13 protein-coding genes are annotated in these 17,455 nt (G+C 42.8%); 4 read left to right on the top strand and 9 right to left on the bottom strand.

What is annotated here, in order from left to right; genetic code table 11:
- Window positions 1-567: 567 nt before the first annotated feature.
- Window positions 568-2,505 (top strand): S8/S53 family peptidase, encoded by a 1,938-nt coding sequence (locus DC094_RS16730; RefSeq protein ID WP_133245590.1) that lies wholly within the window; start codon window positions 568-570, stop codon window positions 2,503-2,505.
- 111 nt (window positions 2,506-2,616) lie between these two features.
- Here DC094_RS16730 and DC094_RS16725 read toward each other — a convergent pair whose 3' ends face one another.
- The gene (locus tag DC094_RS16725; protein WP_116688267.1) at window positions 2,617-5,253 is read right to left on the bottom strand and encodes a hypothetical protein; all 2,637 of its coding nucleotides are present in this window, start codon (window positions 5,251-5,253) and stop codon (window positions 2,617-2,619) included.
- 277 nt (window positions 5,254-5,530) lie between these two features.
- Here DC094_RS16725 and DC094_RS16720 point away from each other — a divergent pair, with 277 nt between their 5' ends.
- Window positions 5,531-6,292, top strand: coding sequence for an SDR family oxidoreductase (locus DC094_RS16720; RefSeq protein ID WP_116688266.1), 762 nt, complete (start codon window positions 5,531-5,533; stop codon window positions 6,290-6,292).
- A 103-nt stretch (window positions 6,293-6,395) separates the two neighbouring features.
- Here the strand turns inward: DC094_RS16720 and DC094_RS16715 are convergent, their stop codons facing one another.
- Window positions 6,396-7,559 carry a lipase family protein gene (locus DC094_RS16715; RefSeq protein ID WP_116688265.1) on the bottom strand — a complete coding sequence of 388 codons (1,164 nt, stop codon included), beginning with the start codon at window positions 7,557-7,559 and terminating at the stop codon, window positions 6,396-6,398.
- Window positions 7,560-7,764: 205 nt separating this feature from the next.
- A complete protein-coding gene (locus DC094_RS16710) occupies window positions 7,765-8,079 on the bottom strand; it encodes a hypothetical protein (RefSeq protein ID WP_133245589.1) in 315 nt (104 codons plus the stop codon).
- 410 nt (window positions 8,080-8,489) lie between these two features.
- Between DC094_RS16710 and DC094_RS16705 the strand changes: the two genes are divergently transcribed.
- The gene (locus DC094_RS16705) at window positions 8,490-9,242 is read left to right on the top strand and encodes a DUF4852 domain-containing protein (RefSeq protein WP_116688263.1); all 753 of its coding nucleotides are present in this window, start codon (window positions 8,490-8,492) and stop codon (window positions 9,240-9,242) included.
- 228 nt (window positions 9,243-9,470) lie between these two features.
- Here the strand turns inward: DC094_RS16705 and oppF are convergent, their stop codons facing one another.
- The 6 genes from oppF to DC094_RS16675 form a co-directional block, all read right to left on the bottom strand.
- On the bottom strand, window positions 9,471-10,469 hold the full coding sequence (gene oppF / locus DC094_RS16700; protein ID WP_116688262.1) for a murein tripeptide/oligopeptide ABC transporter ATP binding protein OppF: 999 nt from the start codon (window positions 10,467-10,469) through the stop codon (window positions 9,471-9,473).
- On the bottom strand, window positions 10,466-11,449 hold the full coding sequence (gene oppD, locus DC094_RS16695) for an oligopeptide ABC transporter ATP-binding protein OppD (protein WP_116688261.1): 984 nt from the start codon (window positions 11,447-11,449) through the stop codon (window positions 10,466-10,468). The genes oppF and oppD overlap by 4 nt, the downstream gene beginning before the upstream one ends.
- Before the next feature lie 11 nt (window positions 11,450-11,460).
- Window positions 11,461-12,405 carry an oligopeptide ABC transporter permease OppC gene (gene oppC / locus DC094_RS16690; protein ID WP_116688260.1) on the bottom strand — a complete coding sequence of 315 codons (945 nt, stop codon included), beginning with the start codon at window positions 12,403-12,405 and terminating at the stop codon, window positions 11,461-11,463.
- Between the two features lie 3 nt (window positions 12,406-12,408).
- Window positions 12,409-13,335, bottom strand: a complete 927-nt coding sequence (gene oppB / locus DC094_RS16685) for an oligopeptide ABC transporter permease OppB (RefSeq protein ID WP_116688259.1) — start codon at window positions 13,333-13,335, stop codon at window positions 12,409-12,411.
- A 122-nt stretch (window positions 13,336-13,457) separates the two neighbouring features.
- A complete protein-coding gene (locus DC094_RS16680; RefSeq protein ID WP_116688258.1) occupies window positions 13,458-15,089 on the bottom strand; it encodes a peptide ABC transporter substrate-binding protein in 1,632 nt (543 codons plus the stop codon).
- A gap of 742 nt (window positions 15,090-15,831) precedes the next feature.
- Window positions 15,832-16,392, bottom strand: a complete 561-nt coding sequence (locus DC094_RS16675) for a hypoxanthine-guanine phosphoribosyltransferase (RefSeq protein ID WP_116688257.1) — start codon at window positions 16,390-16,392, stop codon at window positions 15,832-15,834.
- Between the two features lie 371 nt (window positions 16,393-16,763).
- Between DC094_RS16675 and upp the strand changes: the two genes are divergently transcribed.
- Window positions 16,764-17,390 (top strand): uracil phosphoribosyltransferase, encoded by a 627-nt coding sequence (upp, locus tag DC094_RS16670; protein ID WP_116688256.1) that lies wholly within the window; start codon window positions 16,764-16,766, stop codon window positions 17,388-17,390.
- The last annotated feature ends 65 nt before the right edge of the window (window positions 17,391-17,455 follow it).

Raw genomic sequence — 17,455 nt, 5'->3', positions numbered from 1 at the left:
ATAGTGCCCCTGTTGTTAAGTACAAACACAAGGCAGTTCCAAAACAACTCAATGCTAATACCAATAGATAGTTACAGCTAGCGTTAAGTCACATTTTAGATCTGTTAGCTTTCAGCAATAGACACTTTTCAAAGTAAAGTGCGGTGATTACTCTGATTTAATTTCTATCTGTTTTGAGTATGCTGCAACAAATACAATACAGTATCATTTTTTATTGCAGCCACTAAAAATTCAAAGTGTCTATTAAAAAACACAGATAGGGTGAGCCTAATCCAACCAAACTTGCCTTAAAAACTTCAAAAACCAACTCTGATAGAAAAGACAAACACTTTCTTAATTAGAAAGTAGAAAATAGAAAGCAATCCCTTGAAATTTTTAACAAAAAAAACGCTGACAATATTTCACGATAATTTAACTTAAACAAGCTGATAAAAAAAACCAGAAAAAGCATTGCAATTTATCGCCAATTAACAAAACAAATAATTAATTACCCTACTAAAATAAAAACCAGAAAAGCTTGTCACTCACACCATTTAAAAAGATATTATTATGAATAAACCCCTGTATTTGATTGCATTTTCATCCATTCTTTTTGTTCAAAATTCATTGTCACAAGCATTAGATCCAAGCACACTAACGCCACAGCAACTTGATAGTTTTTTTGGTAGAACTACGCTCCCCAGCTGGTATGATTCAACTGTAACTGCCAACAGTTTGATTAGATCACTATATGGAATTACAAATATACAACAAACTATACCCCGAGAAAGTGGCCAGACATCACTTGGGCCTTATCTGGGTTTTGGGGTCAGGGCTCAATGCGGAACATCTTTCAACGCAGCTCATAATGGATTCCAATACAAACCTATTAATAACCCAAACACTCAAATAATTAGCTCCGGTTTGCTAAACGCTGCGACCGCAGCTTGTGGTATTACTTTCGCTCGCAACGATTTACTTGATGGCTTGCAGGGTTTTTTGCCACAAGGAAGAGCTTACATACAAAGCAGAAATATCGCTTCAGTAATAAATTTTAGAATTCGCGATGGAATCACAGAATCATTTTCTCCACCCGAGCCTGCCATTTCCATCGGTTACTCTGACAACGGCATACACCAAAGTAATCCTGAGCTCGATCACTTATTGATCGACGAATTTGTTGATTTTTACAAAGAAAATAAAATATTACTCTACAGCGAAACATTAACTACATTTCAAGCCAATGACCGTGATGCCGTCACTCTTTATCAACACGCAACTAGTGATAGAGATCTACTTGAAATATATAAATCTGGCGATACATTCAAGCAAATAAATTCTGAAAGAGACCCCCAAGCTAGCATAAAAAATGCACTAGTCGCTGGTCTTGTTTGCCATAATGGTACGATGGATTATTCTGATGACAATAGCTGTTCTGTTACAGAAAACTGCATTTCAATCCCACCAGAGACTGAGACTGAGACTGAGACTGATGCTCCACCTCCCCCGCCTATTTGCTTCCCTGTAAATCGGTTTGGTTCTTTTGGCCCCTCACCAGAAGGAAGAGTAAAACCAGATCTAGTACTAGCTCATACTCTTTATCTCACTCTTAGTTCTGCTAATAGCAATCGCCTGCTAAGACTAGATGGCTCTACTGGTGCGGCACACCAATTAATGGGCCTTGCAGGTAGCGTAATTGAAATGTTTGCAGATGGGCTTTTCACTGGTGATCCGGGCAGACTTGGTGATCTTTCACAGCTATCTGAAAATCAAGCCGCTGCGGCTATTTACACCCATCGTCCTAGCCCAGAAATGTCTCGCGCTTTATTAGTCAATAGTGCTTATCGCTACCCTGTGGCACAAATTAATCGTAATCATCAAGGCTGGGGAATACCTCGATTAAATGAATTACTCCAGCGGGCCATTGCCAACAACTTTCGCTTCCCTGTTATTCTTGATCGTCAAAGATTAACTGACCAACAAACAATGAGAACATTCATTTCTGTAGATGCTAGCGAAGCAACCAATCAACTCTTGGTTACTATGGCTTTTAACGATGCAGAAACAAGTGCTACGTCTAGGGCTAATGACATTTCATTAAAAGTGACAAGTCCTTCTAATGTTGTTTACTGGGGGAATTCAGGTTTACTTAATGGCGATGTTTCTACTGCGGGCGGTACTGAAGATACAATTAATACAATTGAAAATGTAGTAATTAATAACCCTGAAATGGGACGGTGGGTAATAGAAACCATTGGAAGCTCAATTAGGTATGATAACGTAAAAGCAACTCATGCTATCGATAGCAATTTTGCCTTAATAGCAACATGCAGCAGTAAAACCAGCGACATATGCAGTTCATTACCTACAAACCTAACTCTTCAGGCAGTTTCTCAAGGTGGTTCTGGTGCAGTCAGTCCAGCCTCATTAATTATTTTTTTATTAATGACTTTACTAATATCAAATAAAAACCGCCTTCATAAATTGAGAGCAGTTTTACCATCTACCAAGTCACAGCCAGTTTAGTAAATCGATAGGGTTCCGTCGTTATTGTCCGACCAGTTCTTAGGCAATCAATAAGTAAAAAAAACGCCCTACAGCATAACTGAGGGCGTTTTTTTTCATTGAAACAATCGGTTAGTTCGAAGCACTCAGAACTTCTAAAGTTTCAATTCTAGGTGCCGCGACAGTATCTAAGGCCGAATCTATATCAGCAGGGATGCTTACCAACAACTCAGTAAAGCGGTCACCCTCTTCTTCTTGTCGTACCTGACCACGAGCAAACAAGTCAGAAATAGCTAATTTGCGCCCAAGGTTGGCTAAATCAGTTGAAGTAGTAAAACCACTACCTTCGCTTTCGCTATTAGCGTTGCCATTAAATGAGAACACTGGAGTGTAGATAGATAAGGTTCCATTGTTGTTATCAACCATCTCTACATTACGCCATTCCAACGGCCAATCAGCATTCGCAGCGGTGCGGATTTCATAATAACCTTGGCCAAATTGCTTTTGGTTATCAGCACAACTGTTATTACCTGGTGATTTCAGATTGTTCAACTTCGGATCTGAAACATCACCATTTGCATGAGATGCAATACCATTCGAACAAATAGCCAAAATTTCATTTCTGTGTGAATGACCTGCCAAATGTAAAACCACATTATCGTAACCTGCCAATGTTCTACGGAAGGTATCACCATTCATTGGGTTAATTGGATTTGGCAAAATTTGGCGCAAATTAAATAGCAAATTAAATGTACTAATTAATCTTGCTCCATCTGGCGTTGCAGCAACACCCGAAATGACTGGTTGAGATAACTGATCAAACTGAGTAATTGGTTGGCTAATTGCACCGCCTACCAACTTAGCGAAAAGGTTTTTTGCAGTTGCATTAGCAGCATTTTTATCTAACACACTACCTAATGCGGTTTGATAAATTGCACCACTTGCTGGGCTACAATCTACCGCTTCAGCAGCAACCGCTGTTACACCTGCAATCGATGTTCTTAGTTGTTCACACAAAACACCTTCTAAACGAGCACGCATCAGGTTTAATACCTGAAGTGACTCACTTGCATGGTGGCTGGTGACTACAACCAACTTTCGATCAGCTTCTGCACGGGCGAGTTCACGCGTTAAAAATGCGCGAGAGTCAGCATCACCAATATTTTCAGTAATTGCTGCGCCTTGTGCGGTAACAACACCGAATAATGGGATTGTTCCATTTAACAGCAATCCGCTTTCTGCAGTAGAAAGCTGAACGCTGGTTGCTGCATCCGAGGTTTGTAAGGCTGCAACATCAAAAGGCTGCTGCGCTTGAGCCAGCACACCTTCGTCACCACCGTAAGCATTGCTCATATCTAATGCAATGACACGAACCGGAGCTTTGCCATCGGCAAAGTCGTAAGTGTAATTACCATGCTGTTCAGCTAAGTTTTTCGCTTTAAAACCAAAACGATCCGCCGAGGCAGTAAGCGCATCACCGGATAGTCCCAATTCCTGGCCCACTAACATGCCTGCATCACGGTGACCTTTAACAAACGTCTGTTTATTAAGGGGTAAGCGGGTTAAATCTTCGGTACGCATGTCGTAGTCAAAATTAAAGGTGTTTTCTCCTTCAACAGCAGCATCAGCCGTCCCAACAAAAGTACCAAATTTAGTCATTAATTTGGTCCAGCTTTGAAATCCAGCCAAATCCAAGTCATCTGGATTTGTATAAGTTTCAGCCGACGTTAAGGCAGCTCGATATGGAATTTGTTGAGCAACCGGAGTGCCTCCGACAGCAATGGTTCCTGCCGATACTAAACTCATTGGCAACGGTGGAATTGTAATGCCAATCGATGCAAAGCTTGGCTGCAAGCTTTGGAAAACAACATCGTTATTAAAGAAAGCCACTAGCCCCAGAGGGAAGTTACCCTGCTGCAAAATATCGTGATTACCAATAACACTTAACCACGGTGCCGGTAATGTGCCTGCAGGAATATCGCCACTGTGCTGCAGCCTAAAACCTTCTGCAGGAAATGGAGCATTAGCCGAATTGGCATCAACATCAACAGCACCATTACTGCTATCACTATCCGGGTTAACATTGCCTCCATTGAGCAATGTCAAAAACATTGTTAGCTCATTGGCTTGAGCATTTTCAATTGCATCACCGGTGTGAATTGCAATATCGAAATCTCGAGTGTTCGCAGCAACCTGGTTGGCAGCTTTGACTAGCTCATTTGCCATATGCGGTAAGTACGGTGAATGCGGACGATAAGAACCCTGGAAAATTTCACCATCTAAACCAAAATCATTGGTTGGTGTTAAAGCAGGAGATTCTTCATCGACCACTTGAACATCCGACATATGCAGCATAAAGGCCACACTATTTCGCTGAGCAGATTCAGCGTAAATAGGACTACGCAAATCATTACGACGAATTAATGCATCACCGGTCGATGCAACTCGGTTGTCACCTAGAGCGCCTTCAAGTGCTAGCTCGTTGTAAGCAGTGATTCCCGTGCCTTTAGCACCAGCATCAGTCTCAATTAAAGTAAAGAATTCGACTTGAGATTTCGATGGATTGCCATTGGTAATTAACGGCTGCGACAGTATGTTTTCTGCAGTGGTTTCACGCTTGTGCAAAGTCGAAACACTGGACGTTTTATCCAAAGTTTCTGGCTGTTGAGAAGGAGATGTGGTTGATTGTGGACCATTGTCACAACCAGCCAAAATTAGGGAAACTGCGATTGAAGCCAGGCTTAAACCTGATCTTAATGTGATGCTCATTACTGCTCCGCGCCACGTTGTTAGAAAGGTATAATTGAAATATCAGAACTTTTTTGATGCTGTCATAAAAGCGACAGATTCACCAGAAAGAAAACGTGACACAACATCACGCAAGTAAACATTTAATTATTTTTCACTGACTTATTGGTCAGCTAAAAAACGTGACAGTAATCTTTTAGCATCTATAACAGAGCAATTAATTTGTTGCACTGCACAAAATCTGGTTCTACACTGCCATTCACAATAAGAAAACAAAACCAACAATAAGAGGTCAGCTATGAATCCTAACGGCAAGGTAGTAGCCATTACAGGTGGCGGTCAAGGGCTAGGGCGTGCAATGGCAGTTGAATTTGCTGCAAAAGGCGCCAAGCTGGCACTCATAGATTTGAATCAGGATCGACTCAACGAAACTATTCAACTTTGCATCGAAGCTGGCGGCCAAGCGAGCAGCTTTATTTGCAATGTCGCTAACGAATCTGAAGTAGAACAAACCTTTGCAGCCATCAGCGAAAGCATGGGCTCATTAGATTGTCTTATTAATAATGCGGGTATCTTACGAGATGCATTATTGGTTAAAGTTAAAGACGGTGAAGTCCAGAAAAAGATGACACTTGACCAGTGGCAAGCCGTGACAGATGTAAACCTAACCGGTGTTTTTCTCTGCGGTCGCGAAGCGGCAGTTCAGATGATTAATAACAAAACCGGTGGCGTTATTATTAATATCAGTTCAATTTCTCGTGCGGGTAATATGGGGCAAACCAATTATTCAGCAGCAAAAGCCGGCGTAGTTGCTATGGCAGTTAGTTGGGCTAAAGAGCTAGCACGTTTCAACATTCGTACCGGCGCTATTGCACCAGGTTTTATCGCTACGGAAATGGTTGCTAGCATGAAGCAAGAAGCGCTAGATAAATTTACTTCTAGCATCCCGCTAAAACGCCTTGGCGAGCCAAAAGAGATTGCTCACTCTGCATTATTTATTCTAGAAAATGATTATTTTAGTGGCCGCGTAATTGAATGTGATGGCGCATTAAGGTTGTAGCAAGAAAAGCGTTCAGCTCAATAACAATAATAAATACGCAAGATCTGACTGTTGAAATTGATAGGCCGGTGGTTAATACCACCGGCCTTTTTATTTCTATTTTTTATGTTTCTTTAACTGCTTCTTTTTTCTCAGTGGCTACCCAATCCGGCGTTGTTATTGGTTGTTTCGCGATCTCAGAAATATTTCTCGATTTCGCCCACTGCTTTAATCGCTCAACATAGTGATCAATGCCGTGATAATCGGCAACCTTGCGCAAACCAGCTTTGCTGGAAAATTTATTGAACCAGAACTTAAAGCGATCAATCAGATCAAGGCTGCCGCCCACACGCAACATAATCTGACCATTTTTAGGTAGCAAGTATGATTCATAGCCATTTTGTCGATATAGCTTTAAATCATGAATAATCTGATCGGCAGCTTTTGAGCGTTCTACGCCAAACAAGCCTAAAAACTTATGCAGCCAATGCGCCAGAAACTGCACCATAAAACCGGTGTAAGCGCTGGGGACCCGAGCTACCGGATCCACTTCATTAACAATGCGGTATATCGGTGTTTTAATCGGCCATTGAAATGCCGGGTTGCCCACAGCAGGTGCACCATATGTATAACAGGCACCGCTAGAATCCTTGGCATAAAAGCGGGTTGCCAAAACCGCCAAGGCTCCGCCCAATGAATGTCCGGTAATCATCAGTTGATGGTCTTCAACTTTTTCCAGTAAACCTTTTACCAATTCATTAACATCAGAAAACTGCTTATAAAACCCTTTATGAACCAGGCTTTCATCGTCATCTGTTCCCTTAAATGGCTCACGGGTTAAAAACACATTCAAATCATCAATTACATCATTGAAGCTTTCAGTACCGCGGTACACCAAAAAGGCAGTGCCTTTTCCAATGGTTGAATCTCGTCGGCATAAAAATCCTTGAGTGTCACCAGCACCAAATGTATCAATCAACTCAAAACCACCTAGCAACAGAGTCTCTTTAAAAACTGCCAACGAAGAAGCGGCATCAAGTTTATCTTGCGCCAGGTGAGCCGTTACCCGCTGTTTAACTGCGTTAGCGGTTTTTGTATCGACCTTTACTTCTTTTAATGCCTTTTCTACCTGAGAGAGTAAGCGCTCAGCAGTTGCACCGCCTTCAAACGGGAAATACGCCAATCGTGCCAGTTCGGCACAGACATAAGCCATACGATCGGAATAGGCAGAACGCTGCGATGGCGGCGTTAATAAAGAGGCTTCGTTGAAATATTTACTGTCTGGCATGGCTGAATCTCGCAATGGCTTGGCTATAAATCCAGATTACTCCCTGGCCAGAGCGTGCGATGCACTGATTAGGCAAGTTTACCAACAGTTGTTACAGAAGAAGACCTCTGTTGAGGAATGATCTCGCTTTGAGTGGATGCATGGAAAGTACACTGAGCTTGCGGCTAAAGGAGCGGGTTGCATGCAAAGCAATCCTTTGACAAGGCTACATCATGCCAATGAATAGTAAATAAGTCGTTGGCCAGCTAAACACAAAAATGCTACAGCTCCAGCGATATAGCTTCAGTTTTTTTCTCTCATCACAAAGCAGCGCCCAGCCGAACAATCCGCCACAAATTGCACCCCAGGCAGCTTGCGCAAAACTATACATAACCATCAATATTCCCGATGCAAGCCATCGCTTTACTCCACTATAAAGAAAATCACCTGCAATCGTGCCGACAACTAACATAAAACTGGCGCACAGCAGCATAAAAAATAGAGATGAGAGACCGGCGATTATTTTTGTATTTTGATTCATTTTATTCTTTTTTATGGTTTAGAAGATGTATTGGGATAGATTCTTGTAAGTTTCAAGTTAGGCAGCTTGTCAGAGACTATAGCTAGGTTTTAATGTTTCGCAGAGAAAGGCATAAATATAATTATTTTGGCAATATGTTGCTTGATAATAGCAATTGATTCGCTGCTGTCTGGCAGATTTTTGAATATCCGAAAGACTTGCGACAGCAATAACATTCTTAACATCGAAAACATTGTGCTGAAATATTAAAGACTAACTACAGTTAGCCGCTACCGCGCTACTCATGCAATAGACCAAGGCCAACGACGTATATTGCTAGTTGATGTACAAATTTTACTGAAATATACTTATATCACTAATGATGATGGCTATAACACTGATGGCATGGAGCCAATAATCAGGAGAAAAGGATGAGAGCAACAAGGATCGTTATATTACTATTGGTTTCGATGATATCACTTGGTTGCGCCAGTAATGGTAGTCATATGTATGTAGAGGGAAAATGCATCTCTTGCTGGAATAATCCGATCACACAGGAAACCCTGGATTATGCAACTGCGGGTGCTAATAATTACCCGCTACTTTCTTGGAAAGAAATGATGTTGGAGGGGCTAGCACGAAAGAAACCACGCGACTTAGCACCCTATGGTGCTGATTACCTGCAACATCAAATCGGTTTGAAAGCTCACTCGCTTAAAAATAATGAAATTGCCTATCAAAAAGCAGTAAACAGATCGGTTCGTGATCTGGGGGCCGCCTTAAACCAACACAAGCTGAAAACGGCTTATCAAATAACTGTTTCATCACAGATAGGCAAGTATAACTTTGCCAATCAAGAGTTTCCGATTCGGTTGGCAAAAAAATTCAAGCTTCAAGGCGGCAGCAATATAGCCACGCTACCACGGCATATCACAGTGCTGGTAGAAAATCAGGATGCGCTGCCCAATCTTAAAATGGATGCAGATACTGCAGAGAGTTTTCTCGATGGAAGAAATAGCAGCAAAGGATTATATCTGCGCTATATCATTGAGATTACCGAAATGGTTACAGAAAGAACCTTTAAAGCCCGAGTGCGTGAAATCCAGTTTATCGATGTTCGCCCTAGTTCGGTAACCAGTGTTAACAAAGAAAAACACCAGCCTTTTTTGGTAAAGAAGATCTAACAAACGAGGTTCAGTATTAATAAATGCTAGTTTAAAGGTTCGTCGGTTAGCTAAAAAATATTGGCATTATGCTATGTAACCCTAGCTAAATTAATATTTGATAAGATTTTTAACAGTGAAGCCCCACCAGTTTATCACCAGCGGGGCTTTTTATTTATAGGGTGACATAATGTATGCAGCAAGGAGGCAGGAAGCCGGTGCTGCGACTTATATCCAAACGCTGTTTAACTATCCCAACTTAATACACGACCCAAAATGCGCATCACCTAAATCCTTTAACGATGGCCGTTGCTGGGCGCAATCATCATCGGCATTAGGGCAACGGGTGCGAAAGACGCAGCCAGATGGCGGGCTGATGGGGGATGGTAAATCCCCTTCCAGTAACTGAATTTCTTTAGCCCGCTCTAGCCTTGGATCGGGAATTGGCACGGCAGATAACAGTGCCTGGGTGTAAGGGTGCTGCGGGTTGGCGTAAAGCGGCTCTGATTTTGCCAGCTCAACTTCGTTGCCTAAATACATCACCAAAACCCGGTCGCTGATATGCTTGACCACGCTTAAATCGTGAGCAATAAAAATCAGCGACAAGCCCATTTCCTGTTGCAGTTCTTTTAACAGATTCACTACCTGAGCTTGAATCGAAACGTCTAGCGCCGATACTGGTTCATCACAAATCACCAGCTTTGGTTTTAATACCAATGCCCGGGCAATACCGATTCGTTGACATTGCCCACCGGAGAATTCATGCGGATAGCGGTTAATTACATTAGGTAATAAACCGACTCGCGCCATCATTTCCCGCACTTGATTAACCACTTCATCTTTCGACAATTTTGGATAATAGTTACGCAGTGGTTCGCCAATAATGTCGCCAATGGTCATACGTGGATTCAATGATGCCAGTGGGTCTTGAAAAATCATTTGAATTTCTTGGCGAATATCGATCAGCTGGGTTTTATCCATCTTGGCGATATCTTTGCCATTCCATTCAACATTGCCCGATTTAATCGGCGCTAATCCGATAATTGCCCGAGCTAATGTTGATTTACCGCAACCGGACTCGCCTACAACGCCCAGTGTTTCCCCTTCAAACAGGTCAAAACTAACGCCGTCGACTGCTTTTAATTGTGGTATTGCTTGCCATGGCCAGTCACGTGCCTGAGGAATTGGAAAGTGCACTTTTAAATCACGCACGCTTAAAATCGGTTTTTTCTCAGAAGGATTGCTCATGAGTTGACTCCTCCTGAGTTTGCTGCCAATTCAACAAAACAGGCTTTTTGGCGACCGGCTGCAAAGGTGGTTAATTCCGGTGCTTGCTCGCGGCATTGTTGCTGAACATATCCACAGCGCTCCTGGAATGGACAGCCTTTTGGCAGACTCAGTAAGTTCGGTGGATTGCCAGGAATCGTCGGTAGAATTTCACCGTCCGTATCCAGTCGTGGAATTGCTTTTAACAGGCCTTCTGAATAAGGATGACGCGGATCGTAAAATACGTCATCGGTTGTGCCGTATTCCATCGTCGCACCGGCATACATCACCAGTACCTTGTCGCAAATTCCGGCAACTACGCCCAAATCGTGGGTAATCATAATAATTGAAGTATTGAATTCACTTTTCAATTCATTCAACAACACCATAATTTGCGCCTGAACCGTTACATCCAATGCGGTGGTTGGTTCGTCAGCAATTAGTAGTTTCGGGCTGCATAAAAGCGCCATGGCGATCATGACTCGCTGGCGCATGCCGCCAGAAAACTCATGTGGGTACATGTCCATCCGCTTACGCGCTTCGGGCATTTTTACTGCATCGAGCATTTTTACAGAGGCTTCGAAAGCATCTTTCTTGTTCATGCCTTTGTGCAGCTGAAGTACTTCCATCAGCTGTGGGCCGACTTTCATATAAGGATTCAATGAAGTCATTGGATCTTGGAAAATCATAGCAATTTGTTCAGCGCGAATTTTATTTAATTCGGCTTCTTTAAGGCCCAAAATATTCTGACCTTCAAATTTTGCTGAACCTTCAGTAATACCGTTTTTTGCCAGCAAGCCCATTAAAGCAAAAGCGGTTTGGCTTTTACCTGAACCAGACTCACCAACCAGACCGAGAGTTTCACCGGCTTTCAAGTTGAAATTCAGTTTGTTTACCGCTGTCACCATTCCATCGGGAGTGGTGAAGTTGACCTCAAGGTCTTTAACTTCCAATAAATTCATACCAGCTCCGATTAACGATCTTTAGGGTCCAGCGCATCGCGCAAGCCATCACCAATAAAGTTGAAACAGAATAGCGTTACAACCAGAAATGCGGTTGGGAATGCCAGCTGCCAGATAGCAACTTCCATTGCATTAGCACCTTCGTTCACCAGAGCGCCCCAGCTGGTCATTGGCTCTTGAACGCCCAGACCAAGGAAGCTTAAAAATGATTCAAACAAAATCATTCCGGGAACTAGCAGCGAAGCATAAACCACCACAATACCCAGCAAATTTGGAATTAAATGACGGAAGATAATTTGCCATGAACTGGCACCGCAAATAATCGCCGCTTCAACGAATTCCTTGTTTTTAAGGCTCAGCGTCTGACCACGAACAATACGTGCCATGTCTAACCAAGACACCGCACCGATTGCGATAAAGATTAATAAAATCGAACGGCCAAAGAAGGTGATCATTAAAATCACCAAAAACATAAACGGAAATGATTGCAGAATTTCCAGAGTACGCATCATCAAGTTATCCACCCGACCGCCAAGGAAACCGGCAGTTGCGCCGTAAACGGTACCAATAACTACCGCAACCAATGCGCCCAAAGCGCCCACCAAAAATGAAATTCGACCGCCTTCTAACACTCGAACAAACAGGTCACGACCTAAAAAGTCGGTACCAAAATAATGGCCATTGGCCATTTCTGGCGCTGCAGCCATGTAATCCCAGTCGATTTCATCAAATGCGAATTGACTGAGCCATGGGCCGAATAATAATAGCGTCAGAATAAAAGTAAGAATGACTAAACTAGCGACTGCTGCTCGGTTATGGAAAAACCTGCGACGGGCATCTGCCCATAAGCTGCGACCTTCGATATCTAACGAATGATCAACTGCGCCACCATTATCTGCCAGTTTGCTGGAGAAGTTTTCGACCGCCTCGGCAGTTTCTTTTTTAATTAATGTCATGAATTATCCCTTAAGACGAATCTTTGGATCGATCAGTCCGTAGAGGATGTCGACAATTGCAGTGAACAAGATTGTCAGAGCACCGATAATAATCGTCAGGCCCAACACCAACGAGTAATCACGATTTAAAGCACCGTTAACAAAATGCTGGCCGATTCCGGGTAAGCCAAATACCGTTTCAATGACCACCGAGCCGGTGATAATGCCGACAAATGCCGGGCCGAGAAAAGAAACCACTGGCAACAATGCAGGCTTTAACGCATGGCGCAGTAAAATATAACGCCGCGGCAAACCTTTGGCATGGCAGGTGCGAATAAAATTACTGTTTAAAGTTTCAATCATGCTGGAGCGCATAATCCGGGCAATTGATGCCATATACATAATTGCCATCGCAATTACCGGCAATACCAGATTGGCTGCGCTTCCATCATTCCAGCCACCAGCCGGTAGCCATTGCAAACTAACTGAAAACACCAACACCAATACCGGCGCTATAACAAATGAAGGCAGCACAACACCGAGCATGGCAAAGGTCATGACGAAGTAATCGACCCAAGTATTCTGCCGCAGCGCCGCTAAGGTACCCATGCTAACGCCGCAAATTACTGTCAAAACAAATGCCAGCGAGCCGATGGTTAAAGAAACAGGAAAACTTTGAGCAACTAATTCGTTAACCGAATAATCTTTATACTTAAATGATGGGCCTAGGTCACCTTGCAGTAAGTCCCAAATATAGATTAAATACTGTTTCCACAAAGGTTCATTTAAATGATATTTCGCCTGTAAATTGGCAAGAATTTCCGGTGGCATATTAAAATCACCGGTAAAGGGGCTGCCTGGTGCGGCTTGCATTAAAAAGAATGACAAGGTCACCAGAATAAAAAGTGTCGGTATCGCAATTGCTAACCGTTTGATTATAAATTTCAACATAGATGGCTATTTTAAAACCCTGATTAAAGCCAAAGCCTGGCTGCACTTCTATTAACACTATTTAGTTAACGAAGGTTACAGACCAGGCCTGGTTTTTTATCGACAAATAAAACAGAAAACAATTACTGGGTAATGTACAAATCCCGGCTATAAATGTTGTCTTCTACGTTATTCATTGGGTAGCCACCAACATGTGGCTTAACCAAACGTCCTGTTACATATTGATAGATAGGTGCCAAAGGCATTTCTGCGGCAAGAATTTGTTCGGCTTCAATGTACAGCTTTTCACGCTCGACATCGGAAGTAACCACTCGTGATAACTTCATAATTTCATCATAGCGAGCGTTAGAATACTTACCGTCATTCTGGCCGTGAGTGGTGGTTTTCAAATCGAGCATGGTTGACGGCTCATTATAATCACCTAACCAACCGGCACGGGTCACTTGGAATTTACCGTCGTTTCTTACATCGAGGAAGGTTTTCCATTCCATATTTTCCAAGGTGGTTTTAACACCCAGTGCTTTCCACATATAAGAAACCGCAACCGCAACATCTTTATGCGCTTCGCTGGTGTTATATAACAAGTTTAACTCCAGCGGATTACTCTTGCTGTAGCCAGCTTCTTTTAACAGCTGATGTGCTTTTTTCATGCGCTCTTTTTGAGTCCACTGGCTGTAGTCAGTTTTTGGTGGAGTAAATCCTGCAACCGCTTCAGGAGTGAAGGTATAAGCTGGAATTTCACCACGCTTGGTAATGCTTCTGGTGATTGCATCGCGGTTAATCGCATAAGACAGCGCCTTACGAACCCGCACATCATCAAATGGCTTAACCTTGGTATTAAATTCGTAGTAGTAAGTACCTAACTGTGGAGTAATTTTGATTTCAGCAGGAATCTTCTTTTTTAATGAAGTAAAATGCTTAGGCGGAATACCATGGGTCATATCCAGCTCATTTGCTTTATAACGATTCAGCTCAGCTGTTTCAGAAACGATTGGCAAATAAGTCACCTGATTAATCACCGTTTCTTTATTGTTCCAGTAGTTAGGGTTTCTTTTTAAAACAATCCGCTCGTTAACTACCCATTGGTTTAAAACAAAAGCGCCGTTAGAAACAATATTTTCAACACGAGTCCAGCGGTCGCCGTGTTTCTCGACTACTTTTTGCGGTACTGGGAACATCGTTTGATGCGCTAACATTTTAATGAAGTAAGGAACCGCTTGCTCTAGCGTTACTTCAAAGGTTTTGCTATCAATCGCTTTAACGCCCAGCGAATCAACAGCTGCTTTACCATTAATAATGCTCGATGCATTAACAATGGTTGGAATTTCCATAAACCATGCATAACGAGATGCGGTCGCAGGATCTACCGCACGCTGGAAACCAAATACAAAATCGTGTGCGGTGACCGGCTCGCCATTTGACCAGTTAGCGTTATCACGAATTTTAAAGGTGAAAACCTTGTTATCTTCAGAAACCGTCCAGCTTTCTGCCTGACCTGGAATGGTATTACCGTCAGCATCTTGAGTGACTAAGCCTTCAAACATATCTTTAGTAACGTTAGAACCAGGAACGCCTTCCACTTTTTGTGGATCCAAAGAAGCAGGCTCTGTGCCATTACCTCGAACCAGAGTTTGTTGATCGGCTAACTTGGCTCCGGCAGGTACTTTTGCCGCGTGTGCGGCAGGAGAAAGTGCCAGTACAATTGCTGGTACTGCGGCTATGGCTAGCGCCTTCAATGGATTCACTTTTTTCATCGTGATGTTGCTCCCGATTTCAACAGCATTAGATTGCGTGAAATCTATTGTTTTAGTTCAAATATTCAGTTGCCCAGACGCTACCCAAATATTAACGGCGGTAGGTCACCCTCAGTCGATATTGACCTTGGGGCAACTGACAAAGATTGCTTCAAATACAGTACTGACAGTGCAATATTGGTAATCGCAAAAAGCGGGTGCCTGAATATAACGTCGATTCTTAAATGGAATCAATATCGAAAAGATATAGATATGAATTCATTTGCTAAAATTTTCGATGCTACGCTAGATAACCAACAGATCACCTAACAACTTTAATCAATAGTAATAAGCAATTAGCGAAACATCACTTACAAAGAAAAAGTTATCCAGTAGCGCTTGATATCATCTGCCGATTCAAATAACCCAATAAAATCAAAACCAAATCATTGCAGCACTGAATCAATTTATGTCACAAGCCACATATTAATCAACCCAAAGCCAGACATAAATCAATCTTGACGGCATATTTATTCAGCGGCTGAATTAATTGATTCACATCATTTACTTGTACTAGACAAATAGCCAGCCAGGCTGATTCCTGCAACTCAATGAAACTGATGAAAATAATAATCGTCAACACAAGTAAATTTACTCAAGAAAAACCTGTTACAAATCCAATTTGTTGGCCAGTTTATTTCAGGCAAAAAAAATCGGCTGCTAGCGAAACGCCAACAGCCGATCTTTAATTTAATTCTGCCGATTACAAACCCTTTACTGCAAAAATGCCCGGCGCATTTCTCCAATACCCCTGGTAATCCATACCGGCACCGAAAACAAATCGATCTTCAACTTCAAGTCCGATAAAATCACATTTCATATCTGGGCGCGCTTTCCGGTCGTGCTGCTTATCGATCAATACTGCGGTCAGTACTTCTTTAGCACCTTCTTGCAAGCAATAATCAACAATTGCCGCTAATGTATGACCTTCATCGAGAATATCATCCAAAATCAGCAACGTACGATCTTTAAAGTCAACTAGAGGACGAACTTTCCAGTCCAACTCTGTACCGACGGTTTTATCGCCATAACGTGTTGCATGCAGATAACCCAATTGCAACGGGAAATCTAATTGTGCCAGCAATTTACCAGAAAAAATCAAGCCGCCGTTCATAACACAAAGCGCCAGTGGGTTGGCATCTTGCAAACGCTCGCTGATTTTTACCGACATTTCGGTAATTGCCGTATCGACCTGCTCAGCACTGCATAACTGATCAGCTTCTTGGTAAATCTTGCGAATCTCTTGCAAATCCGGATTAGACATCATCACCACCAGTATTAATAAGGACCTGACTACATATTTAAGTAGCAAGGGACCCAAGGCATTTTAGCTTCCAGAGCTCACAGCATATCACTGTATTAAAAAAAGCTTCCGGCCATTGTACCAAGCCACTTCAAGATGAGGGGTTCAGGATCCTGCAGCTTGAGATGGGTTGGGCATAGAAATCGGGGGCTAAGATACGGGTGAGATTTAAAAGTGACAAGAGTCAATAGTAGAAAAATATAAATTGCACGCACAAACCGACCTGAGTCAAACCCAAGCCATGACGAAACGATATAAATCCGCTACTATGCTGCGAATTTTGTGCGCATAAATGCGCTCCACGGTTTATCTTTTTCACCGCAGAGGTCGATATGAGCGTCAATGAAATCACTCATCCGCTGATCCGTCATAAGTTAAGCATTATGCGCAGCGCAGATCTGAGTACTCGCAGTTTTCGCCAGTTAGCTGCCGAAGTCGGTGCACTACTAACTTATGAAGCCACCAAAGACATGGAACTAGAGTCCTATGAATTGGAAGGCTGGTGCGGTCCTATTCAAGCAGAAAGAATCAAGGGTAAGAAGGTTACCGTTGTTCCGATTCTGCGTGCCGGTATCGGCATGATGGACGGCGTACTGCAATTAATTCCGAGTGCTCGAATCAGTGTTGTAGGCCTTTACCGAAACGAAGAGACACTTGAGCCAGTACCTTACTTTGAAAAACTGTGTAAAGACATTGACCAGCGTCTAGCTTTAATCGTCGATCCAATGCTAGCGACTGGCGGTAGCATGATTGCCACCATCGACATGCTAAAGAAGGCTGGCTGCAAGCACATTAAAACACTGGTATTGGTTGCTGCACCTGAAGGCATCGCCAAAGTTGTTGAAGCGCACCCAGATGTAGAAATCTTTACCGCCGCCATCGATGACTGCCTCAACGAGCAGGGATACATCCTCCCAGGGCTCGGTGACGCCGGTGACAAGATATTTGGCACGAGGTAATACGTTTTATCAAACCCCGTCGTTGACGGGGTTTTTTTTAACCTGAAAAAAGTACCCGCACTATC

This window comes from Pelagibaculum spongiae (assembly GCF_003097315.1).
Lineage (GTDB): Bacteria > Pseudomonadota > Gammaproteobacteria > Enterobacterales > Pelagibaculaceae > Pelagibaculum > Pelagibaculum spongiae.
The sequence above is the reverse complement of the archived record's forward strand: the minus strand, read 5'-3'. Positions and strand labels throughout refer to the sequence as shown.

Coding starts and splice junctions, on each gene's coding strand:
- DC094_RS16715 (WP_116688265.1), bottom strand. CDS start 7,559: ATGCCAGACAGTAAATATTTCAACGAAGCCTCTTTATTAACGCCGCCA.
- DC094_RS16725 (WP_116688267.1), bottom strand. CDS start 5,253: ATGAGCATCACATTAAGATCAGGTTTAAGCCTGGCTTCAATCGCAGTT.
- DC094_RS16710 (WP_133245589.1), bottom strand. CDS start 8,079: ATGAATCAAAATACAAAAATAATCGCCGGTCTCTCATCTCTATTTTTT.
- oppF (WP_116688262.1), bottom strand. CDS start 10,469: ATGAGCAATCCTTCTGAGAAAAAACCGATTTTAAGCGTGCGTGATTTA.
- oppB (WP_116688259.1), bottom strand. CDS start 13,335: ATGTTGAAATTTATAATCAAACGGTTAGCAATTGCGATACCGACACTT.
- DC094_RS16675 (WP_116688257.1), bottom strand. CDS start 16,392: ATGTCTAATCCGGATTTGCAAGAGATTCGCAAGATTTACCAAGAAGCT.
- DC094_RS16680 (WP_116688258.1), bottom strand. CDS start 15,089: ATGAAAAAAGTGAATCCATTGAAGGCGCTAGCCATAGCCGCAGTACCA.
- oppC (WP_116688260.1), bottom strand. CDS start 12,405: ATGACATTAATTAAAAAAGAAACTGCCGAGGCGGTCGAAAACTTCTCC.
- DC094_RS16720 (WP_116688266.1), top strand. CDS start 5,531: ATGAATCCTAACGGCAAGGTAGTAGCCATTACAGGTGGCGGTCAAGGG.
- upp (WP_116688256.1), top strand. CDS start 16,764: ATGAGCGTCAATGAAATCACTCATCCGCTGATCCGTCATAAGTTAAGC.
- DC094_RS16705 (WP_116688263.1), top strand. CDS start 8,490: ATGAGAGCAACAAGGATCGTTATATTACTATTGGTTTCGATGATATCA.
- oppD (WP_116688261.1), bottom strand. CDS start 11,449: ATGAATTTATTGGAAGTTAAAGACCTTGAGGTCAACTTCACCACTCCC.